This window comes from Stenotrophomonas maltophilia, assembly GCF_001676385.1.
Taxonomy (GTDB): Bacteria; Pseudomonadota; Gammaproteobacteria; order Xanthomonadales; family Xanthomonadaceae; genus Stenotrophomonas; species Stenotrophomonas maltophilia_J.
Window position 1 is genome coordinate 342838 of the sequence record NZ_LYVJ01000001.1, and the last position, 18817, is coordinate 361654.

Genomic DNA, 18817 nt, shown 5'->3' on the forward strand with positions numbered 1-18817 from the left:
ATGGCAGTTGGGCCTGCCCCGAGAGTAGCGCGCGATGGCGTTGCACCGTCGTGACGGTGGGGCCCGGGGTTCAGCCCAGCTTTTCCTTCAGCACGCGCTGGATCTCACCTTCAACCATGCCCTTCATCGCCGACAGCAGGAAACCCAGCTTGGCGGTGACCCGCACCGCACCCGGCTGCAGTTCGATTGCGCCATCCACGCCGCTGCCGGAGAAGTTCAGCACGTCAGCGGTCCAAGAAGACGCCAGGCCGAAGCGCTCGGACAACTTGGCGGCGACCTGTTCGATCGCGGCGCGCGCCTGCGCGTCGGGCAGGGCGTGGGCGTGGCGGACATCGATGGTGGACATGCAGGCTCCTGGCACGGGCGGGGATGAACAACGAGGGCGAGCATTGTGCGCATCGAAGGCCTTCGCGCCAAGCGCTCATCGAGGGTTCTTCTTCGTTGGCGGCCAACCTGCTAGGCTGCGCCGCGTGCAGAACCTGCTTGTTCACTTCAGCCAACAACAACAGCCCGACCAGCCGCTGCGGCCCGGGGTGCAGCGCATCGTGCGCCAGGCCAACGGCAGCGTACGGCTCGGGGATGTCGGCAATGGCGCCCTGCTGCTGGCCCAGTTCTGCATGGATGATCGTGGCCTCTGGCTGCAGGCCGGCAACGGCATCCGTGGCATCCACGTGAATGGTCGACCCGTGCGGCGCATGGCCCTGCTGCGTGCGGGCGATGCGGTCTACGTCGATGGCGTGGAGATGGTCCTGCAGGGCGAAGTCGAGAGCCTGCTGCAGGCGCCTGCACCCATCAAGGACGACGGCACCGATGAGCAGCAGCGCCTGCTGCGCGGCGTCGGCGGCCTGCACCATGGCCGCAGTTTCACCCTGTCGCGGCCCCGTCTGATCGGCCGCAGCAGCGAGGCCGACATTGCCATCGACGATCCGGCATTCGCCGAACAGCACGCCCGCGTGGAAGTGCACGGTGAACGGGTACTGCTGCGTGACCTGGGCAGTGCCGATGGTACCCGGGTCAACGGCGTGGCCGTGCGCCACTGCTGGCTGCAGGCTGGCGACCAGGTGGTTTTCGATGGCCAGCACCGTTTCGTGCTGGAGGTGCCCCATGATCCGCGCCGTCGGTCGCAGCCGACCGAAGACGAAACCGGCCAGGACGCCGAGCAGGCGCCGGTACTGCCGAGCGCGCCACGCAGGGTCCGGCGCTGGCCATGGTTGCTGGCGAGTGCCCTGCTGTTGGCCGCCCTGCTCAGCCTGCTGCTCTGGTTCGGCGCGCGCTGACCTGATTCCGCTGGATCCGCCCCGGAAGGTGCCGACCTTGGGCGGCACGTTCCTTCGGTGGGCATGACGCCTGACGGCGTATGCCGACCAAGGTCGGCGACTACCAGGGCCATGCCGGCGGTCGATGGATTCCAATGAAACCAAATTTCCCTTGCGCGACAAAGCCGCAAGGCTGGTGCACTGCGGCATACTAGGGGTCTTGCCCCACAGGTGTGACATGACGCGCGCGTTCAACTTCAGTGCCGGCCCTGCAACCTTGCCGGAATCGGTCCTGCGCCAGGCGCAGGCGGAAATGCTGGACTGGCACGGGTCCGGCGCCTCGATCGTGGAAATGAGCCATCGCGGCGCGGAATTCATGTCCGTGGCCGCCGAAGCCGAAGCCGACCTGCGTCGCCTGCTCGACATCCCCGACGACTATGCGGTGCTGTTCCTGTCCGGTGGCGCCACCACCCAGCAGGCGCTGATCCCGCTCAACTTCGCCGCCCCGGGCCAGCGTGCCGACTACGTGGTCACTGGCCACTGGGGCAAGACGGCGGTCAAGCAGGCCGGTGTCTACGTGGACGTCAACATCGCCGCCAGCAGCGAGGCCGATGGTTACCGCACGCTGCCGCCGCGCGCCGATTGGCGGCTCTCAGCTGATGCCGCCTACGTGCACATCACCGCCAACGAGACCATCCACGGCGTCGAGTTCCGTGATGTACCTGACACCGGCAACGTCCCGCTGGTCGCCGATTTCAGCTCGTCCATCGCCAGCGAGCCACTGGACGTGCGCCGCTATGGCGTGATCTATGCCGGTGCGCAGAAGAACCTGGGCCCGGTCGGCATCGCGGTGATGATCATCCGCCGCGACCTGCTCGAGCGCAGCGGCCAGCCGCGAGCGGACATCTTCGATTACCGCTCGCATGCCGCCCGCGATTCGATGCTCAACACGCCGCCGACCTGGAACTGGTACCTGGCCGGCCTGGTGTTCAAGTGGATGCTGGCCGAAGGTGGCGTGGCCGAATTTGCCAGGCGCAATGCGGCCAAGGCCGCACTGGTGTACGGCGCCATCGATGGTTCCGGCGGCTTCTACCGCAACGAAGTCGCGCACGCGGCGCGTTCGCGGATGAACATTCCGTTCTTCCTGCCCGATGCCGATCTTGATGCGCGCTTCGTCGCCGAAGCCAGGGCCGCCGGCCTGCTGGCGCTGAAGGGCCACAAGGTGGTCGGGGGCATCCGGGCCTCGCTGTACAACGCCATGCCGCTGGCCGGGGCCGAGGCGCTGGTCGCCTTCATGGCCGACTTCCAGCAGCGGCACGGTTGAGCAATGAACGGTGCGCACCGCAGGGTGCGCGCCCCGCAACAGGGAATTCCGATGGCAAGCAGCAAATCCAGCAAGAAGGCGCCGAAGAAGGCCGATCCGGCCAAGGACAGCGCGCCCGCCAAGGCAAAGGGCAAGAGCACGTCCAAGGCCGCGTCGACCCCGGCGCCCACCCTGGCGCCGCTGGCGCTGGCCGATGTGCGCGCGAAGATCGACCAGATCGACCGTGACATCCAGAGCCTGATTGCCGAGCGCGCGCGCTTCGCCCACCAGGTCGGCAAGGCCAAGGGCAAGCTCGCCGCTGCCGTCGACTATTACCGCCCCGAGCGCGAGGCGCAGGTGCTGCGCATGGTGGTGGACCGCAACGAGGGCCCGCTCAGCGATGAGTTGCTGGTGCACGTCTACCGCGAGATCATGTCGGCCTGCCTGGCCCAGCAGGAGCCATTGAAGATCGGCTATCTCGGCCCGGAAGGCACCTTCAGCCAGCAGGCCGTGCTCAAGCACTTCGGCCGCTCGGCGCTGGGCCTGCCAATGGCCAGCATCGAGGAAGTGTTCCAGGAAGTGGAAGCGGGCAACGCCGATTTCGGCGTGGTGCCGGTGGAAAACTCGGGGCAGGGCACCATCCAGATCACCCTGGACATGTTCCTGACCTCCAACCTGAAGATCTGCGGCGAAGTGGAACTGCGCGTGCAGCAGTACCTGATGTCGCGCAGCGGCCGCATCGAGGACATCGAGCGGATCTACGCACACCCGCAGTCGTTCATGCAGACCTCGGCGTGGCTGCGCGCCAACCTGCCGAAGGCCGAGAAGATTCCGGTGTCGAGCAATGCCGAGGGCGCGCGTCGTGCACGCAATGCCGATGACGCGGCGGCCATCGGCGGCGAGAGCGCCGGCCATGTGTATGGCCTGAAAAAGGTGGTTACCAAGCCGATCCAGAACGATGCCGACAACACCACGCGCTTCCTGGTGGTGGGCCGCAACATCTTCCCGACCTCCGGCCACGACCGCACGTCGGTGCTGGTGTTCATCCATGACAAGCCCGGTGCGCTGTTCGACGTGCTCAGCCCGTTCGCCCGCCACGGCATCAGCATGAACCGCATCGAATCGCGGCCGTCGCACCACGGCAAGTGGGAATACGGCTTCTTCATCGACCTGGCCGGCCACATCGACGATGCGCCGATGCAGGCGGCGCTCGCCGAGCTGGAAGCGCATTCGGCGCAGATCAAGGTGCTGGGCTCCTACCCGGTGGCCGTGCCCTGATCGTCGCCGCGGTGGCCGCGGCCACCACTCCCTGGATGCACCGCCGGCGCTGCCGGCGTTTACGGAATGATCGAACGATGAGCAACGCGCAACACTGGATCGCCCGCAAGGGCCAGCCGCTGCAGGGCAGCCTGACCATTCCCGGCGACAAGTCGGTCTCGCACCGGTCGGTGATGTTCGCCGCGCTCGCCGATGGCACTTCGCATATCGAAGGCTTCCTGGAAGGCGAGGACACCCGGGCCACCGCGCGCATCTTCAGCCAGCTCGGCGTGCGCATTGAAACGCCCAGCCCTTCGCAGCGCGTCGTGCACGGCGTCGGCATCGACGGCCTGAAAGCGCCGGATGCACCGCTGGACTGCGGCAATGCCGGTACCGGCATGCGCCTGCTGGCGGGCCTGTTGGCAGGGCAGGCGTTCGACTGCACGCTGATCGGCGATGAATCGCTGTCCGGCCGCCCGATGCGCCGGGTCACCGGCCCGCTGTCGCAGATGGGCGCGAAGATCGACACCCAGGACGATGGCACGCCACCGTTGCGGGTGCATGGTGGCCAGTCGCTGCACGGCATCGACTTCGCCTCGCCGGTAGCCAGCGCGCAGGTCAAGTCGGCGGTGCTGCTGGCCGGGCTGTATGCGCAGGGCGAAACCTGCGTGACCGAACCCCATCCGACCCGCGACTACACAGAGCGCATGTTGTCGGCGTTCGGCGTGGACATCGAGTTCTCGCCGGGCAAGGCCCGCCTGCGCGGTGGGCAGCGCCTGCGCGCGACCGACATCGTGGTGCCGGCGGACTTCTCCTCGGCCGCGTTCTACCTGGTTGCCGCCAGCATCATTCCCGGTTCCGAGCTGCGCCTGAAGCAGGTTGGCCTGAATCCGCGTCGCACCGGCCTGCTGCACGCACTGCGCCTGATGGGCGCGGACATCACCGAAGAAAATCCGGCCGAGCAGGGCGGTGAACCGGTGGCCGATCTGGTGGTGCGCTACGCCCCGTTGAAGGGGGCACGCATTCCCGAAGCCCTGGTGCCGGACATGATCGACGAGTTCCCGGCGCTGTTCGTGGCCGCTGCGGCCGCCGAAGGCCAGACCGTGGTCAGCGGTGCTGCCGAGCTGCGGGTGAAGGAATCCGACCGTCTCGCTGCGATGGCCACCGGCCTGCGTGCGCTGGGCATGCAGGTGGACGAAACCGCAGACGGCGCCACCCTGCACGGCGGTGCTCGCCTGGGCAGCGGCACCATCGAAAGCCATGGCGATCACCGCATTGCCATGGCGTTCGCCATTGCCGGCCAGATCAGTGACGGCGAAGTACGCATCAACGACGTCGCCAACGTTGCCACATCGTTCCCGGACTTCGATGGTCTGGCCCGCAGCGCCGGGTTCAACTTGGCCTGACGGCCCCGCGTCCGCCGGGCGCTGCCCGGCGGATCGCGTTCTCCGGTAGGTGCCGGCCTTGGTCGGCACGTTTCTCCGCATAAAAGGGCGGAGGCCGAAGCCTCCGCCGAAACATCACGAACCCCTCGTCCGTGATCAACGCTGCGCGGTACGGAAATCCACCGGGACCCGCACCAGGCTTGCTACGGCGCGGCCCTCATGCATTGCCGGCTGGAATTTCCAGTCCTGTACGGTGCTGAGCACGGCACGGTCCAGATCGCGGCTGCGCTCGCCACTGCGCGAAACGATCGCTGCATGGGTCACGTTGCCGCGGGTGTCGACATTCAGGTTGGCAATCACGCTGCCCTGCACGCCGCTGCGCAGTGCGGCGGCGGGATAGGTGGGCATGCGGTTGCTGGACAGCGGGCGTGCTTCGCGATTGCGCACCACGGGCGCTGCCCTGTGCTGGCCGGACGCCGGCGCGGTCGGGCGCGCCGCCGGCGCTGCCGCATCCGCCAGCGGTGCCTGCTCGGGCGCCGGCAGCAGGCGTTCGCCCATCGGCGCCGGCGCCACGTCCTCCGGGTTGGAGTGGCGCAGCCACAGCAGCGCAGCGGCAAACATCGCGACGATCAGCGCGATCCACATCCAGGGCGACGCGGGCGTGTGCGGCTCGCGGGAGTCCTGCTGCAGATGTGGCGAATGAAGGTCATGGTGGGCGGTGGCGGTCATCGCAAACTCCTTCCGTCAATGGACGACGTGCCGAGTGTTGCCTGCGCCACGCGCCGGAAGTGTCAGCGTTGCGTCAACGCCTGTGGCAGGGTTCAGTTTGCCTGCCGGGATACGTTCAGTTACTGCGCCTTGAAGTCGAACGGAACTTCAATGCTGCCCGGAACGGGCTGGCCATTGTTCTGTGCCGGTGTGAAGCGCCAGCGGCGCACCGCCTCCATCGCGGCGCGGTCAAGGGCGCGGGATCCACTGCGCTGGACCAGCGTGGCGTTGTTCGGGTAGCCCGTGGCATCCACCTCCACGCGCACTACCACCGTGCCGGATTCACCCGCGCGGAGTGCGGCGGGGCGGTTTCCACCAGCTTCGGCGTTTCCTCCTCCACCGGTACCGGCTTGGCGTCCGGCATGTCGCTGGACCCGGCCGCAGCGGCCAGAGGCTCCGGCAACGGCTCCACCTCGGCGGTCGCCTGCGGGGTCTGCGCGGCCGGGTCGGCGCGGAAGAAGGCCTTGTCGCGGCCGGTCCACCAGACCAGCACGAACAGCAGCACGCCCACGCCGAAGGCGATGCCGGCGATCTTCAGGGCGTTGCGCGGGATATGCACGGTGAACGACTTGGCGGACGACGAGCGGGGTGCAGACATGGACCGGACCAGTACGGGGTGACCCGATTCTGCCATGGCGGGAATGAACCGGGCGGCAGAAATCCGTATAACAAGCGATAATCCCATCCCTGATACCCACCACGACGCCTGCCATGCTTGATCCAGCCCTGCTCCGCCACCAGCCCGCCGACCTCGCCGAACGCCTGCGCACCAGCCGCGGCTATGAGCTCGACGTGTCTGCCCTGGAGTCCCTGGAGGCGGATCGCAAGCGCATCCAGGTGCGGACCCAGGAGCTGCAGAGCCTGCGCAACAGCCGTTCCAAGGCCATCGGCCAGGCCAAGGCCAAGGGCGAGGACGTCACGGCCATCATGGCCGAGGTCGCGGCCTTCGCTGACGAGCTGAAGACTTCGGAAGTGGCGCTGGACGCGCTGCGCGAGAGGATCGAAGCGATCTCGATGGGCATCCCGAACCTTCCGGCCGACGATGTGCCGGCCGGCGTCGATGAGAACGACAACGTCGAGCAGTCGCGCTGGGGCACGCCGCGCCAGTTCGATTTCAAGGTGCTGGACCACGTCGAACTGGGCGCCCGCAACAAGTGGCTTGATGGCGAGACCGCGGCCAAGCTGTCCGGCTCGCGCTTCACCGTGCTGCGCGGTCCGCTGGCTCGCCTGCACCGCGCCTTGGCCCAGTTCATGCTCGACCTGCACAGCGGTGAGCACGAGTACCAGGAAACCAACGTGCCGGTGATCGTCAACGCGGACAGCCTGTACGGCACCGGCCAGTTGCCCAAGTTCGAAGAAGACATGTTCATCACCCAGCTGGGTGAGCAGAAGCGCTACCTGATTTCGACCTCGGAAATCTCGCTGACCAACATCGCCCGCGACGAGATCCTCGATGCTGACCGCCTGCCGGTGCGCATGACCGCCCACTCGCTGTGCTTCCGTTCGGAGGCCGGCAGCGGCGGACGTGACGTGCGCGGCATGATCCGCCAGCATCAGTTCGAGAAGGTCGAGCTGGTCTCGATCTGCCGCCCGGAAGACAGCGATGCCGAGCACCAGCGCATGACCCGCTGCGCCGAGGTGGTGCTGGAAAAGCTGGGCCTGCCGTATCGCAAGGTGCTGCTGTGTACCGGTGACATGGGCTTCTCGGCGGTGAAAACCTATGACCTGGAGGTCTGGCTGCCGTCGCAGGAGACCTACCGCGAGATCTCCTCGTGCTCGAACTGCGGTGACTTCCAGGCCCGCCGCATGCAGGCGCGCTGGCGCAACCCGGCCACCGGCAAGCCGGAGCTGGCGCATACGCTGAACGGCTCGGGTGTGGCGGTCGGCCGCGCCATGATCGCGGTGATGGAGAACTACCAGAATGCCGACGGCAGCATTACCGTGCCGGAGGTGCTGCGCCCGTACATGGGCGGCCTGGAAACCATCGCCTGACAACCGGCGCTCAGTGTCCTGTAGAGCCGAGCCTATGCTCGGCTGCTCCTGCCCATCGCGGGCCGCATTGTTTATCGGCGCTCCGCGCCGCCGCCCGAGCGTAGGCTCGGGCGCTACTGGGTTTCTGCTGCCCGCAGCTTCTCCAGCGGCACCCATCCCGATCCGCCGGTTTCCGGCATGCACCACGCCCAGCCATTGAGCGTGCGCAGCCCGCGTAGAGCCTGCCCGGGATCCACATCCAGCTCCCGCGCGCAGTAATCCTCCGTGGCAAACGCGCCACCCTGCGCATCGTGGCCGATCACCGGTGCCGGCACGAATCCGGGCTGCTGGCCTTCGGCCTCGCACAGGAACCAGTCGCCCCAGCCCTCCGGGCCTTCATAACGTTGACCCACCACCAGCGCCTGGCCACGGTGCAGGGTGATCGGGTGCGGGAAGTCGCTGCGGTGTGCGGTGGTCACGATGTAATCCATGACCCACTGTACTGCTTCCGCCGGGCCATGCCGGGGACAGGCGCCGGTCAACAGAAAACGGCCCCGCGAAGCGGGGCCGCCAGGGTGGGCCGGGAGGGGGAGGGGATCCCGGCCCGCGTTCGGCGCCCAGACGAGGAGAGAGGAGCGCCGGACGTTGGAACGGGTTACGCGGCGACCGCCTCTGCGGCTTCGTGCGACGGCAGTGCCGCCAGCGCGCCGGCAATGGCGTCTTCGCGGTGCTGCGGCGAGTAAGCGATGCCCTCGGCACGCACGAACTCGATGTCATTGATGCCCATGAAAGCGAACACCTGGCGCAGGAACGGCTCCTGGAAGTCGGCCGGCGAATCGGTGTAGATGCCGCCGCGGCTGCTGGCGACGATCACCCGCTTGCCACCGGCCAGGCCCACCGGGCCGTTCTCGGTGTACTTGAAGGTGCGCCCGGCCACTGCCACGCGATCGATCCAGGCCTTGAGGGTGGAGGGGATGCTGAAGTTGTACATCGGCGCGCCGATGACCACGATGTCGGCCTCCAGGAACTGTTGCATCACCTGTTCGGCATCGGTCGCCTCGGCGGCGTCGGTCCTGGCCAGCGAACTGCTGCGCAGGTGCGGTACCGGATTCGCGTCAAGATCGCGATAATCGACCTGCAGGCCGGCGATCTGGTCCGTAAAGCGGGCGACCACGGCAGCCGACAGCTGGCGGGACACGGAATTGTCGCCAAGCACGCTGGCGTCGAGATGCAGAAGCTTCATGGCAGTCACCTATGTTCTGGGGAAAAGGGCGGGTAGGTCCCGTCGACGGAGAGAACGATAGGTTGTTGCAAAGGCGGGATAAAGGTGATTGAATGCCACGTATTGTTCTAGATATGGAACTCGGGCATGCATGACCTGAATGATCTGTACTACTTCGCGATGGTGGTCGACCACGGCGGCTTCGCCGCCGCCGAGCGCGCCTTGGGGATTCCCAAGTCGCGCCTGAGCCGCCGCATCAGCCAGCTGGAAACCGACCTCGGCGTGCGCCTGCTGCAGCGCTCGACGCGGCGCTTTGCCGTCACCGATGTGGGCAACAGCGTGCACCGCCATGCGCAGACCATGCTGGCCGAAGCGCAGGCCGCGCGTGAGGTGGTGGACCGCCTCAGCGCCGAGCCGCGTGGCGTGGTACGCGCCAGCGTGCCGGTCTCGCTGGCGCAGATGCAGCTGCCCAAGCTGCTGCCCAAGTTCCTTGAGCAGTACCCGAAGGTGCGGCTGCAGTTGAACATCAGCAACCGCCGCGTGGACATCATCAACGAAGGCTACGACGTGGCGCTGCGCGTGCGTTCGCGCCTCGACGACGACGGCAGCCTGGTGATGCGCAGCTTCGGCCAGGTGCAGGAACTGCTGGTGGCCAGCCCGAAGTACCTGGACCGCGCCGGTCGTCCGAAGGAGCCGGAAGAACTGACCCAGCACGTCACCCTCAGCATCAGCGAGGACGAAGCGCGCCAGCGCTGGGAGCTGCATGGCCCGGAAGGCGAGGTACGGCGGGTGGACCTGCAGCCGCGCGTGGCCGGTTTCGACTTCCCGCTGCTGCAAAGCATGGTGAAGGACGGCTTCGGCATCACGATGCTGCCGGAAACGGTGTGCGCCGATGCGGTACGCAATGGCGAGCTGGAAGTGGTGCTGCCGGACTGGTCGCTGCCGCAGGGCGTATGCCATGCGGTGTTCGCCTCGCGCCGCGGCCTGTTGCCGGCGGTGCGGGTGTTCATCGACTTCCTGGCCGAGCACCTGCCGCCGCAGCTGGAGGCCTCGCGCCTGGATTGCGGTGGTGCCTGTGAAAAGGCCAAGGAGCGCATCAAGGCCAGCGCACTGGGTGCGTTGGCGGTCGATGCGGGTTGAGGCTGCAACGGTAGCGCCGGGCCGGGCCCGGCAGCGACAACGGTCTTGGGCAAATCGCCCGGCCGTGCGAGAATGCATGCCCGGCCAGCAGTGCCGGGCCGACACGGAGAGATGGCCGAGCGGTTTAAGGCACCGGTCTTGAAAACCGGCGAAGGGTCAAACCTTCCGTGGGTTCGAATCCCACTCTCTCCGCCAATCGTGCCTAACGCTTTGATTTTTTAACCAAAATCATCGGTTTGTGCGGGTTGGAAAGCAGCAAGCATGCAGAGGAAACACCGGGCATGCGCATCCCTCATCATTCGAGCCGGTCGTCTACTGGCCGCTGGTCGTTCGTCCAGCGTGTCCCTGTCAATCTTCTGGCCGTGCTCGATTGCCGGCTCATCAAACGGACTCTCAAGACCAAAGACCTCGCCCAGGCACACGTGCGTGCAGTCGTGCTTGGGGCGGGCTGCGTTCGGCTCTTCGCACGGTTGAAGGATCAACGCATGGACAAGCTGGGCAAGACAGATGCTGGCCTGCTCAATGCTTGCCTGGCGAGCGTCGGCTTCGGAGCTTCGCATCCGGTGAACCCGGTGCGGCCAGCCTCTGTGCCGGCCATCGGGACGATCACCCTCGGTAAGGTACCGGATGCGTTCCTGGCCGCCCTCAAGGACTCGACGCTTCAAGTGCCAGCGCTGCAGCGGGCAGTGCTTCTTGTCCGCCGGCGCCGGTGCGTCCAGGCTCAAGGACGTGCAGGCAACACGCCCGGCCCAGCGGCATGGCGACCTCCTACAGGCTCCAGTCGATCCGCATGCCCGCGATCAGTGCATTCGGCAGGTCGCGCAGGCGCGCAGGTTCGTTGAACTGGTCCGGATGCACGATGTAGTGCAGGTTCGGTGCGACCCGAAGCTGCGGGGTGAGCTGGATGCCATAACTCAGCTCCATCATCACCTGGCTCCCGTGCGGCGTGCCGCTGCCGCCGGCCGCAGCGCGGGCAAGGCGCAGGTTCTCCAGGGCGATGCTGCTGTACTTCTGCTGGGTCACGACGAAGGCGATGTTGTCCTGTGGTCGGCTGGCGAACACGCCCTTCTGTACCAGGCCGGCCTGCAGGAAGTGATCCTCGATCAACCGGCCGGAAGTACCCTTGAGCGCGGCGCCAAAAAGGGTCAGGCCGCGGCCGCTGCCATCACCGGTGAGCTGCTGCTCGAAGCGGGCGAACGCGCCTGAGCGACCGTGGAGGGTCGCAGGATCCTGGCCGCTGAGCAGCGCCGGCATGCCGTTGGCGTCGCGCAGCGGATCGCGGTAGGTCGAGTTGTCCTGCCAGCCGCCGAGTTCGTACTTGCCTTTCAGTCGCGCCGAAGCGGGGCTGCGCCAACCGATCGCGTAGGGCACGATCCAGCCGGTGGCCTGGTTCGTGCTCCATTTCAGGCCGTGCTGGCCGTCCTCGGCCTGGCTGGGATCGACCTGGTAGGCACCGACGTGCACGTAGACGTCGCGCGTCACCCAGGCGGTGGCATCGGCCATCCAGCTCGACACCGGCCACCAGGTGAAATTGCTGGTGCGGAACACGTAGGTCGGATTGCCGCAGGCCGAATTGCCCTGGAAGTACTGGCACAGCTCGGATCCGAGGAAGTGGATGTTGGCAACGCTGCGCCCGGCTTCCAGGACCAGGCGGTCGTCGAGCAGCCTCTGTTCGAGGGTCAGGTTGGCCAGGCGCGTGCCCTGGCCGCCGTAGATTTCCTGCACCGAGGTACTGTTGCCGGTACTGCTGCCGGCGAGGTTGGTGCCATGGCGGTTGATGCCGTAGGCCTTGATCGTCGCGCCCCGCCATCCGAACGCGGCATCCAGGTCCACGTCGGCGCCGAACATCAACTGGCCGGCATAGGCCGTACCACTGTCCTTGCCACCATCGAGGGTGGCGGCCGCTTCGCCGGTGTAGGCAAGCTTGGGAGTGAAGACTCCGCTCGCGTCTTCGGCCAGGGCCAGCGCGGGAGCGGCCAGCAGGACAGCGGCCAGCAGGGGGTGGCAATGGGAAGGGGAAATCATGGACGGAGCTCCTTCTGCAGGGCATGCGCCGCTGCGGCCTGCGTGCGCAGGAACGGTGGAATGGCGGGGAGAACCAGGGTCAGGCCGGCGCTGCGACCGGCTTCTTGAGGATGCGCAGCGCGATCGCGGTGACCGCGACGCCGGCGAGCAGTGCCAGCAGATAGACGCCGAGGTGGGTGACCGCGTTCGGGATCGGCAGCACGAATACGCCACCGTGCGGGACCTTCAACTCGACGCCGGCCGCCATCGCGATCGCGCCGGCTACCGCAGACCCGAGCACCAAGGCCGGGATCGTGCGCAGCGGATCGCGAGCGGCGTAGGGGATCGCACCTTCGGTGACGAAGCTGAGGCCGAGCACGCCGGCGGCGCCGGCAGTGCCGCGCTCCTCGGCGGTGAAGCGGTTGCTGAACAACCATGTTGCCAGTGCGATGCCCAGCGGCGGCGTCATTCCGCCGATCATCGTCGCCGCCATCGGGGTATACACCTGGCTGGAAATCAATGCGGTGGAGAACGCATAGGAGGCCTTGTTGACCGGCCCGCCCATGTCCACGGCCATCATGCCACCCAGCAGCAGGCCGAGCAGGATCGCGCTGCCGCCCTGCATGCCCCGTAGCCAGTCGGTCAGCCAGGCCAGCAGTTCGGCGACGGGCGCGCCAATCACGTACATCATCAGCAGGCCGACCAGCAGCGTGCCCAGCACCGGCAGGATCAGCACCGGCTTGAGGCCTTCCAGGCTGCGCGGCAGGCGCAGTGCACGATTGATCCAATGCACGCCGTAGCCGGCGATGAAGCCCGCCAGGATGCCGCCGATGAAGCCTGCGCCCATGTTGACCGCAACCAGCCCACCGATCATGCCCGGTGCGATGCCGGGGCGGTCGGCGATGGAGTAGGCGATGTAGCCGGCCAGCGCCGGCACCATCAGCATGAAGCCGGCCTTGGCGCCGATCTGGAACAGCGACCAGGCGAGTGTGCCCTTGTGGGCGTCATCGAAGGCGTAGATGCCGCCGAACGCGAACGCCAGTGCGATCAGCAGTCCACCGGCAGTCACGAACGGCAGCATGAACGACACGCCGGTCATCAGGTGCTTGTACGGGCCGGTGGCCCTGGTCTTTTCGGATGTGCCACCGGAAACCGATGTAGCGGCGTGGACGCTGGCCTCGGCCAGCGCCTTGCGGATCAGATTCTGGCCGTCGTTGATCGCCGGCTTGGTGCCGCTCTTGAACAACCGTTTGCCAGCGAAGCGCGACAGATCGACTTCGCGGTCGGCCGCGATCAGTACCAGCTCCGCGGCCGCGATCTCCTCGTCGCTCAATGCGTCCTGCGCCCCGACCGAACCCTGGGTTTCGACCCGGATCGCATGGCCCAGCGCCTTGGCCGCCTGCTGCAGGCCTTCGGCCGCCATGAAGGTATGGGCGATGCCGGTCGGGCAGGAGGTGACGGCTACGATGTGCCTGCCGGCGCCTGCGCCAGCGCTGGTGGCTGTCATCGGAGCGGCAAGCGGTGCCAGTGCAGCGAACGGGTCGTCCAGCACTTCGCCGAGGCTGGCGCGCGCGATCCCGGCGTGGCCGAAGCGGGCGATGTCGGCCTCGCCGTCGCCGACCAGCAGCAGGTGCGTTGCGGTGGCAGCCTGCGCGGCGGTCAATGCGCCGGTTACGCCCTGATCGCTGCGGATCTCGATCATCAGCTCGAGCCCGCGTTGGCGGGCGGCGCGGCGCAGCGCTTCGGCGGCGAGAACCGCCTCGATGCTGCGTTCGCCGGCAGCGATGACTACGGTGGAAGCTTGCATGGGAACTCCTGGAATTCTCTGGGCTCTGCCTTGCAGGGGAGCTGTCGCGGCCCCTGTGGTTGTTTCAGTCCAACCGTTCGATCAGTACGTCATCGGTCCACGCGCGCACCTGCGCCGGGTCCAGCCGGCGCGCGTCGCCGCTTTCCAGCCGGCTCATCGAGAACGCCGTCGCCAGCCGTGCACAGCAGGCCAGATCGAACGTGGGCTCCAGCAGCGCGGCGGCAATGCCGGCGACCATGGCGTCGCCGGCCCCCACCGTGCTGCCTTGTGCCAGCCTCGCCGGTCGCGCCAGCAGCGTGCCGCTGCGGTCGATGAACAGCGCACCGTCGGTGCCCAGCGAAATGACCACCAGCGCAACCCCGCGCCCGATCAGCGCGTGGCCGGCGGCCTGCAGGGCATCGCGATCAGGTAGCGGCGTGCCGGTCCAGGCCTCCAGTTCGTGGCGGTTGGGCTTCACTGCGTAAGGCAGTGCGTCCGCTATACCGTTCAGCGCGGCGACAAGTGCATCGCCGCTGGTGTCGAGCAATACACGCGCGCCGGCGGCTGCGGCCTGCGCCTGCAGCTGCGCCCAGGCCTCGGCTGGCAGACCGGTCGGCAGGCTGCCGGACAGCACCACCGGCAGGCCGGGTGCGAGCAGGGCGGCCAGTTGCCCGGCGATGGCGTCCAGTTCGGCGCGGCCGAGCGGCAGTCCGGGCAGGTTGATGTCGGTGGTCTCGCCGCTGTGCTCTTCGACCAGCTTGACGTTGGTGCGGGTCCGGCCCGGCACGCGCAGGCAGCCATCGGCAATGCCACGGGCCGAGAACAGCGCTCGGAATACATCGTCGTTGCCTTCGCCGAGCACGCCCAGTACAGCGGTGGGCACGCCCCAGTCGGCCAGGCATGCGGCCACATTGATGCCCTTGCCGCCCGCGTCATCGCGGGCACTGTGGGCGCGATGCACATGGCCGGGCTGCAGCCGGGCCAGCCGTATGGTCTGGTCGATCGCCGGGTTCAGGGTGATGGTGACGGCCCGGGTGTTCATGCGTGGGTTCCGTCGAGGGCGCGCACCTGCCCGGCGGTTTCGCAGTCCAGCGCCGTGCTGGCCAGCTTCTGGAGGTCGGCCAGGGCCGTACTGCGCAGGCGTGCCTTCACCGCTGGAACATCGTTCGGGGTCATCGACAGCTCATCCACGCCGAGGCCGGCGAGCAACGCCGCACCGAATGGATCGCCGGCCAGGCCGCCGCAGACGCCGACCCAGCGCCCGTGCCTGCGTGCGCCATCGACGGTGGCGCGGATCGCGCGCAGCACTGCCGGGTGCAGGCTGTCGGCCTCGGCGGCGAGCTCCGGGTTCTGGCGATCGATCGCCAGCACATACTGGGTCAGGTCGTTGGTGCCGATCGAGAAGAAATCGGCATGGCGCGCCAGCATGTCGCTCTGGGCGGCGGCAGCCGGCACTTCGATCATGATGCCGACCGGCACCTCCGGCGCATCGAGTTGGGCACGCAGCCGATCGCAGATGGCACGCAGCGCGATCAGTTCCTGTACCGAGGTGATCATCGGGAACATGATCGACAGGCGCGCACCGTCCTTCGCTGCGCGATACAGCGCACGCAGCTGCGGGTCCAGCAGGTCGGGGCGACGTAGCAGCAGGCGCGCGCCGCGCACCCCGAGGAACGGATTTTCCTCGCGCGGCAGTTCCAGGTGGGCGACCTGCTTGTCGCCACCTATGTCGAGTGCGCGCACGATGAGCGGGCGGCCGTCGAGCGCCCTGGCCATCGCCAGGTAGGTGGCGTACTGCTCATCCTCGCTCGGAGTACTGCCGCGCTCGAGGAACAGGAACTCGGTGCGCATCAGGCCGACGCCTTCCGCCCCCTGTTCCAGTGCCAACGGGACCTGCTCGGGCAGATTGACGTTGGCGCCGATGTCGATGCGGTGGCCATCGGTGGTCCGTGCCGGTTGCGCGCGCTGCGCGGCTTCGCGCTCGCGGATCTGCTGCTGTTCGGCGATCCAGGCGCGTGCCGAGGCGAGATCGGCGTCCGATGGAGACAGATAGAGCCGCCCGGTGCTGCCGTCGATGATCGCCTCGCGTCCCGTGCTGATCGCCAGCAGTTCCGCGCCACCGGCGACCAGCGCCGGCAACCCGAGCGTGCGCGAGAGGATGGCGGTGTGCGAGGTCGGCCCGCCCTGGGCGGTGGCAAGGCCGAGCACGCGGGCGGTGTCGAGGTTGGCGGTATCCGACGGTGACAGATCCGCTGCAAGCAGGATGCATGGCTGGGCGGGCAGGTCGGCCAGGCCACCGCCGGCTGCGGATGGATCGAGCAGCGCCAGCACGCGCCGGCCGACGTCGCGCAGATCGGCGGCACGGCCGGCCAGCACCGGGTTGCCCAGCGCCGCCAGGCCGGAGGCGATCTGCTCGATGGCCTGATGCCATGACCACGCGACGCCATGGCCTTCGACCATCAGCTGGCAGGTGCGGGTGATCAGGTCGGTGTCGTCGAGCAGCGCGGCCTGCGCCCTGAAGATCGCCGCGTCGGAGGCACCGAGCCGGCGTTGGGTATCGTCCTGCAGGGCCGCCAGCTGTTGGCGGGTACGGGCGAGCGCGTCCTGCAGGCGCGCGCCACCTTCGCCGAGCGGCGTGGGGCGGTCAGCAACCTCGGCCTGTGCGCTGGCGAGCACGTGCACGGGCCCAATCGCAAGCCCGGGGCTGGCACCGATGCCGGCGATCGCGGCCTGCGCTTCGGGCGGGTTCCAGCCTGCGACCGGCGCGGCCTTGCGCTGCGCTGCGCGCTCGGCATCGGCCTTTTCCTGTGCGATCAATCCGTCCATGACGCTGCGCAGCGCGACCAGCAGGGCCGCTGCATCGACGCCTTCGGCGGACACGCTGACCGCATCGCCATGGCGCAGTCCAAGCTGCAGCAGGGCCACAAGGCTCTTGGCATCGGCGGCCTGGTGGCCTGCACGCACCTGGGCGCGGGCTGCAAAGCTGCGTGCGGTCTCGGCCCAGCGCGTGGCTGGGCGCGCATGCAGGCCGTTGGGATAGGCGATGGTCCAGTCGAACTGCTCGGCGAGGTCGGCTGCCGGGGCATCGGTGGCCATGATCGCAACATCGCCGGCCAATGCGTTGACGATCTCGCTCGCGTCGGTGGTCGTGAACAGGCGCTGCAGCGTGGCGTCATCCTGGATCAACCGGGTCAGGTGGCGCAGCAGGGTGATGTGGGTATCGGACTGGGCGGCGATGCCGACCACCAGCCGGGTGACCTGGCCGGGATTCCATTCCACGCCTTCGGGCAGCTGCAGCACCGCGATGCCGTCGCGCAGCACCAGATGGCGGTCTTCGCCGAGCCCGTGCGGGATGGCCACGCCATGGCCCAGGAAGGTGTTCGCCAACTGTTCGCGGCGGCTCATGCTGGCCTCGTACCCGGGCGCGACGCAGCCAGCGGCGACCAGCATCTGTGCGGCCTGGGCGATGGCATCAGCCTTGTCGCGCGCCCGTGCGTCGAGGCGGATCAGTTCCCGGCTGACGGGGGCAGGGGAGGGCAGGGACGACAAGGCGGGCTCCAGGCGGAAGGTATGCGGCGATGTATTGGGAACGTTCCCAGTCCGATTTTCAATGTGCAGTGCACAAAAATTCCTTAATACTTTGGGGTTAGCATGGTGCCTGAAGGCCTCGCGGCCTGAGATGGCATGATTTTCCGGGAACGTTTTCAATGAGCATCAGCATCAACGACGTCGCGCGGGTGGCTGGCGTCTCCAAATCCACGGTGTCGCGCGTGCTCGGCGGCGGCCCGGTCAGCGGGGAGGTACGTAGCCGGGTCGAAGCGGCTATCCGCCAGACCGGCTATCGCCCCAATCTGCAGGCGCGGCGCCTGCGTTCCCGGCACACCGGCATCATCGGGTTGATCGTGGCGGACATCCGCAATCCGTTCTTCACCGCGCTGATCCGCGCGGTGGAGGAGGTTGCCTATCGCGAGGGCCTGCGCGTCACCCTCTGCAACACCGACGAGGATCCCGAGCGCGAGGCGCTGTACCTGCAACTGATGCAGGAGGAGCGGATCAGCGGGCTGATCTTCGCCCCGACCCGGACCACGGTCGGCCGCCTGGAACGGCTGGCGCTGGGCTATCCGACCGTGCTGGTCGACCGCGCCGCGCACGGCGGAACGATCGACAGCGTGGTACTCGACAACCCGGCAGCGATGGCGGGGCTGGTCGATCATCTGGCCGAACGCGGCTATCGCCGCATCGGCGGCCTGTTCGGCAGCACCAGCACCACGGCGGCCGAGCGTCGCGACGGCTACCTCGCCGCAATGCGCACGCACGGGCTGGAGCCGGACTACCGGGAGGTGGAACCTACGGCCGAGGCTGCCATCGCCATGGCCGGGCAGTGGCTTGCCAGCCCCTCGCGACCCGAAGCGCTGGTCACCAGCAACAGCCTGCTGCTGATGGGGTCACTGAAAGCGGCCCGCAGCGCGGGACTGTCGATTCCTGGACAGCTGGCCCTGGCGGGCTTCGACAATGAGCGCTGGACCGAGCTGGTCGAGCCGGGTATCACCGTGGTCGAGCAGCCGGTCGAGGAGATGGGGCGGGCCGCGATGTCGCTGTTGCTCGAACGCCTGCGCACGCCCGAGCTCCCCGTGCGCAGACTGGTGATGACCGGACGGTGCGTGGTGCGGGGCTCCACCGCTGGGAAGTGAAGATGCTCCTGCCTGCACGTCGGGTGGGAAGTGG

The 18817-nt window shown here is 67.8% G+C and carries 15 protein-coding genes, 1 tRNA gene and 2 pseudogenes; 9 read left to right on the forward strand and 9 right to left on the reverse strand.

The window, feature by feature from the left end; translation table 11 throughout:
• Nucleotides 1-70: 70 nt before the first annotated feature.
• Nucleotides 71-346 carry a polyhydroxyalkanoic acid system family protein gene (locus tag A9K58_RS01695; protein WP_065197676.1) on the reverse strand — a complete coding sequence of 92 codons (276 nt, stop codon included), beginning with the start codon at nt 344-346 and terminating at the stop codon, nt 71-73.
• 124 nt (nt 347-470) lie between these two features.
• Between A9K58_RS01695 and A9K58_RS01700 the strand changes: the two genes are divergently transcribed.
• The 4 genes from A9K58_RS01700 (at nt 471) to aroA (ending at nt 5222) form a co-directional block, all read left to right on the forward strand.
• The gene (locus A9K58_RS01700) at nt 471-1277 is read left to right on the forward strand and encodes an FHA domain-containing protein (RefSeq protein ID WP_065197677.1); all 807 of its coding nucleotides are present in this window, start codon (nt 471-473) and stop codon (nt 1275-1277) included.
• Between the two features lie 217 nt (nt 1278-1494).
• On the forward strand, nt 1495-2580 hold the full coding sequence (gene serC / locus A9K58_RS01705) for a 3-phosphoserine/phosphohydroxythreonine transaminase (RefSeq protein WP_065197678.1): 1086 nt from the start codon (nt 1495-1497) through the stop codon (nt 2578-2580).
• Between the two features lie 51 nt (nt 2581-2631).
• Nucleotides 2632-3837, forward strand: a complete 1206-nt coding sequence (gene pheA / locus A9K58_RS01710) for a prephenate dehydratase (RefSeq protein WP_065197679.1) — start codon at nt 2632-2634, stop codon at nt 3835-3837.
• A 77-nt stretch (nt 3838-3914) separates the two neighbouring features.
• Nucleotides 3915-5222, forward strand: a complete 1308-nt coding sequence (gene aroA, locus A9K58_RS01715; RefSeq protein ID WP_065197680.1) for a 3-phosphoshikimate 1-carboxyvinyltransferase — start codon at nt 3915-3917, stop codon at nt 5220-5222.
• Nucleotides 5223-5357: 135 nt separating this feature from the next.
• Here aroA and A9K58_RS01720 read toward each other — a convergent pair whose 3' ends face one another.
• Both A9K58_RS01720 and A9K58_RS01725 read right to left on the reverse strand, forming a co-directional pair.
• A complete protein-coding gene (locus A9K58_RS01720; RefSeq protein ID WP_065197681.1) occupies nt 5358-5930 on the reverse strand; it encodes an energy transducer TonB in 573 nt (190 codons plus the stop codon).
• Nucleotides 5931-6049: 119 nt separating this feature from the next.
• Nucleotides 6050-6567: pseudogene (locus A9K58_RS01725) on the reverse strand (energy transducer TonB).
• A gap of 113 nt (nt 6568-6680) precedes the next feature.
• Between A9K58_RS01725 and serS the strand changes: the two are divergent.
• Nucleotides 6681-7961 (forward strand): serine--tRNA ligase, encoded by a 1281-nt coding sequence (gene serS, locus A9K58_RS01730; protein WP_065197682.1) that lies wholly within the window; start codon nt 6681-6683, stop codon nt 7959-7961.
• 113 nt (nt 7962-8074) lie between these two features.
• On the opposite strand, the gene A9K58_RS01735 is transcribed toward serS, so the two are convergent.
• Complete coding sequence (locus A9K58_RS01735) at nt 8075-8431, reverse strand: SH3 domain-containing protein (RefSeq protein ID WP_065197683.1); 357 nt, start codon at nt 8429-8431, stop codon at nt 8075-8077.
• A 164-nt stretch (nt 8432-8595) separates the two neighbouring features.
• A complete protein-coding gene (locus A9K58_RS01740; RefSeq protein ID WP_065197684.1) occupies nt 8596-9183 on the reverse strand; it encodes an FMN-dependent NADH-azoreductase in 588 nt (195 codons plus the stop codon).
• 126 nt (nt 9184-9309) lie between these two features.
• Here A9K58_RS01740 and A9K58_RS01745 point away from each other — a divergent pair, with 126 nt between their 5' ends.
• The 3 genes and pseudogenes from A9K58_RS01745 to A9K58_RS19790 form a co-directional block, all read left to right on the forward strand.
• Nucleotides 9310-10302, forward strand: coding sequence for a LysR family transcriptional regulator (locus tag A9K58_RS01745; protein WP_065197685.1), 993 nt, complete (start codon nt 9310-9312; stop codon nt 10300-10302).
• A 105-nt stretch (nt 10303-10407) separates the two neighbouring features.
• Nucleotides 10408-10497: transfer RNA gene (locus tag A9K58_RS01750), tRNA-Ser, on the forward strand.
• Between the two features lie 86 nt (nt 10498-10583).
• Nucleotides 10584-10964: pseudogene (locus tag A9K58_RS19790) on the forward strand (DUF6538 domain-containing protein); the annotation flags it as partial.
• A 106-nt stretch (nt 10965-11070) separates the two neighbouring features.
• Here the strand turns inward: A9K58_RS19790 and A9K58_RS01755 are convergent.
• The 4 genes from A9K58_RS01755 to ptsP all read right to left on the reverse strand — a co-directional run bounded on the left by A9K58_RS01755 (nt 11071) and on the right by ptsP (nt 17641).
• Nucleotides 11071-12327: a carbohydrate porin gene (locus A9K58_RS01755; RefSeq protein ID WP_065197686.1), complete on the reverse strand. Its 1257-nt coding sequence runs from the start codon at nt 12325-12327 to the stop codon at nt 11071-11073.
• Between the two features lie 79 nt (nt 12328-12406).
• Nucleotides 12407-14113: a PTS fructose transporter subunit IIC gene (locus A9K58_RS01760; protein WP_065197687.1), complete on the reverse strand. Its 1707-nt coding sequence runs from the start codon at nt 14111-14113 to the stop codon at nt 12407-12409.
• Between the two features lie 64 nt (nt 14114-14177).
• Entirely contained in the window at nt 14178-15134 is a 957-nt protein-coding gene (locus A9K58_RS01765) for a 1-phosphofructokinase family hexose kinase (RefSeq protein WP_065197688.1), read from the reverse strand.
• Nucleotides 15131-17641 carry a phosphoenolpyruvate--protein phosphotransferase gene (ptsP, locus tag A9K58_RS01770; protein WP_065197689.1) on the reverse strand — a complete coding sequence of 837 codons (2511 nt, stop codon included), beginning with the start codon at nt 17639-17641 and terminating at the stop codon, nt 15131-15133. Before ptsP ends, A9K58_RS01765 begins: the two co-directional genes overlap by 4 nt.
• A 158-nt stretch (nt 17642-17799) precedes the next feature.
• Here ptsP and A9K58_RS01775 point away from each other — a divergent pair, with 158 nt between their 5' ends.
• Nucleotides 17800-18783 carry a LacI family DNA-binding transcriptional regulator gene (locus A9K58_RS01775; RefSeq protein WP_065197690.1) on the forward strand — a complete coding sequence of 328 codons (984 nt, stop codon included), beginning with the start codon at nt 17800-17802 and terminating at the stop codon, nt 18781-18783.
• Nucleotides 18784-18817: the final 34 nt, after the last annotated feature.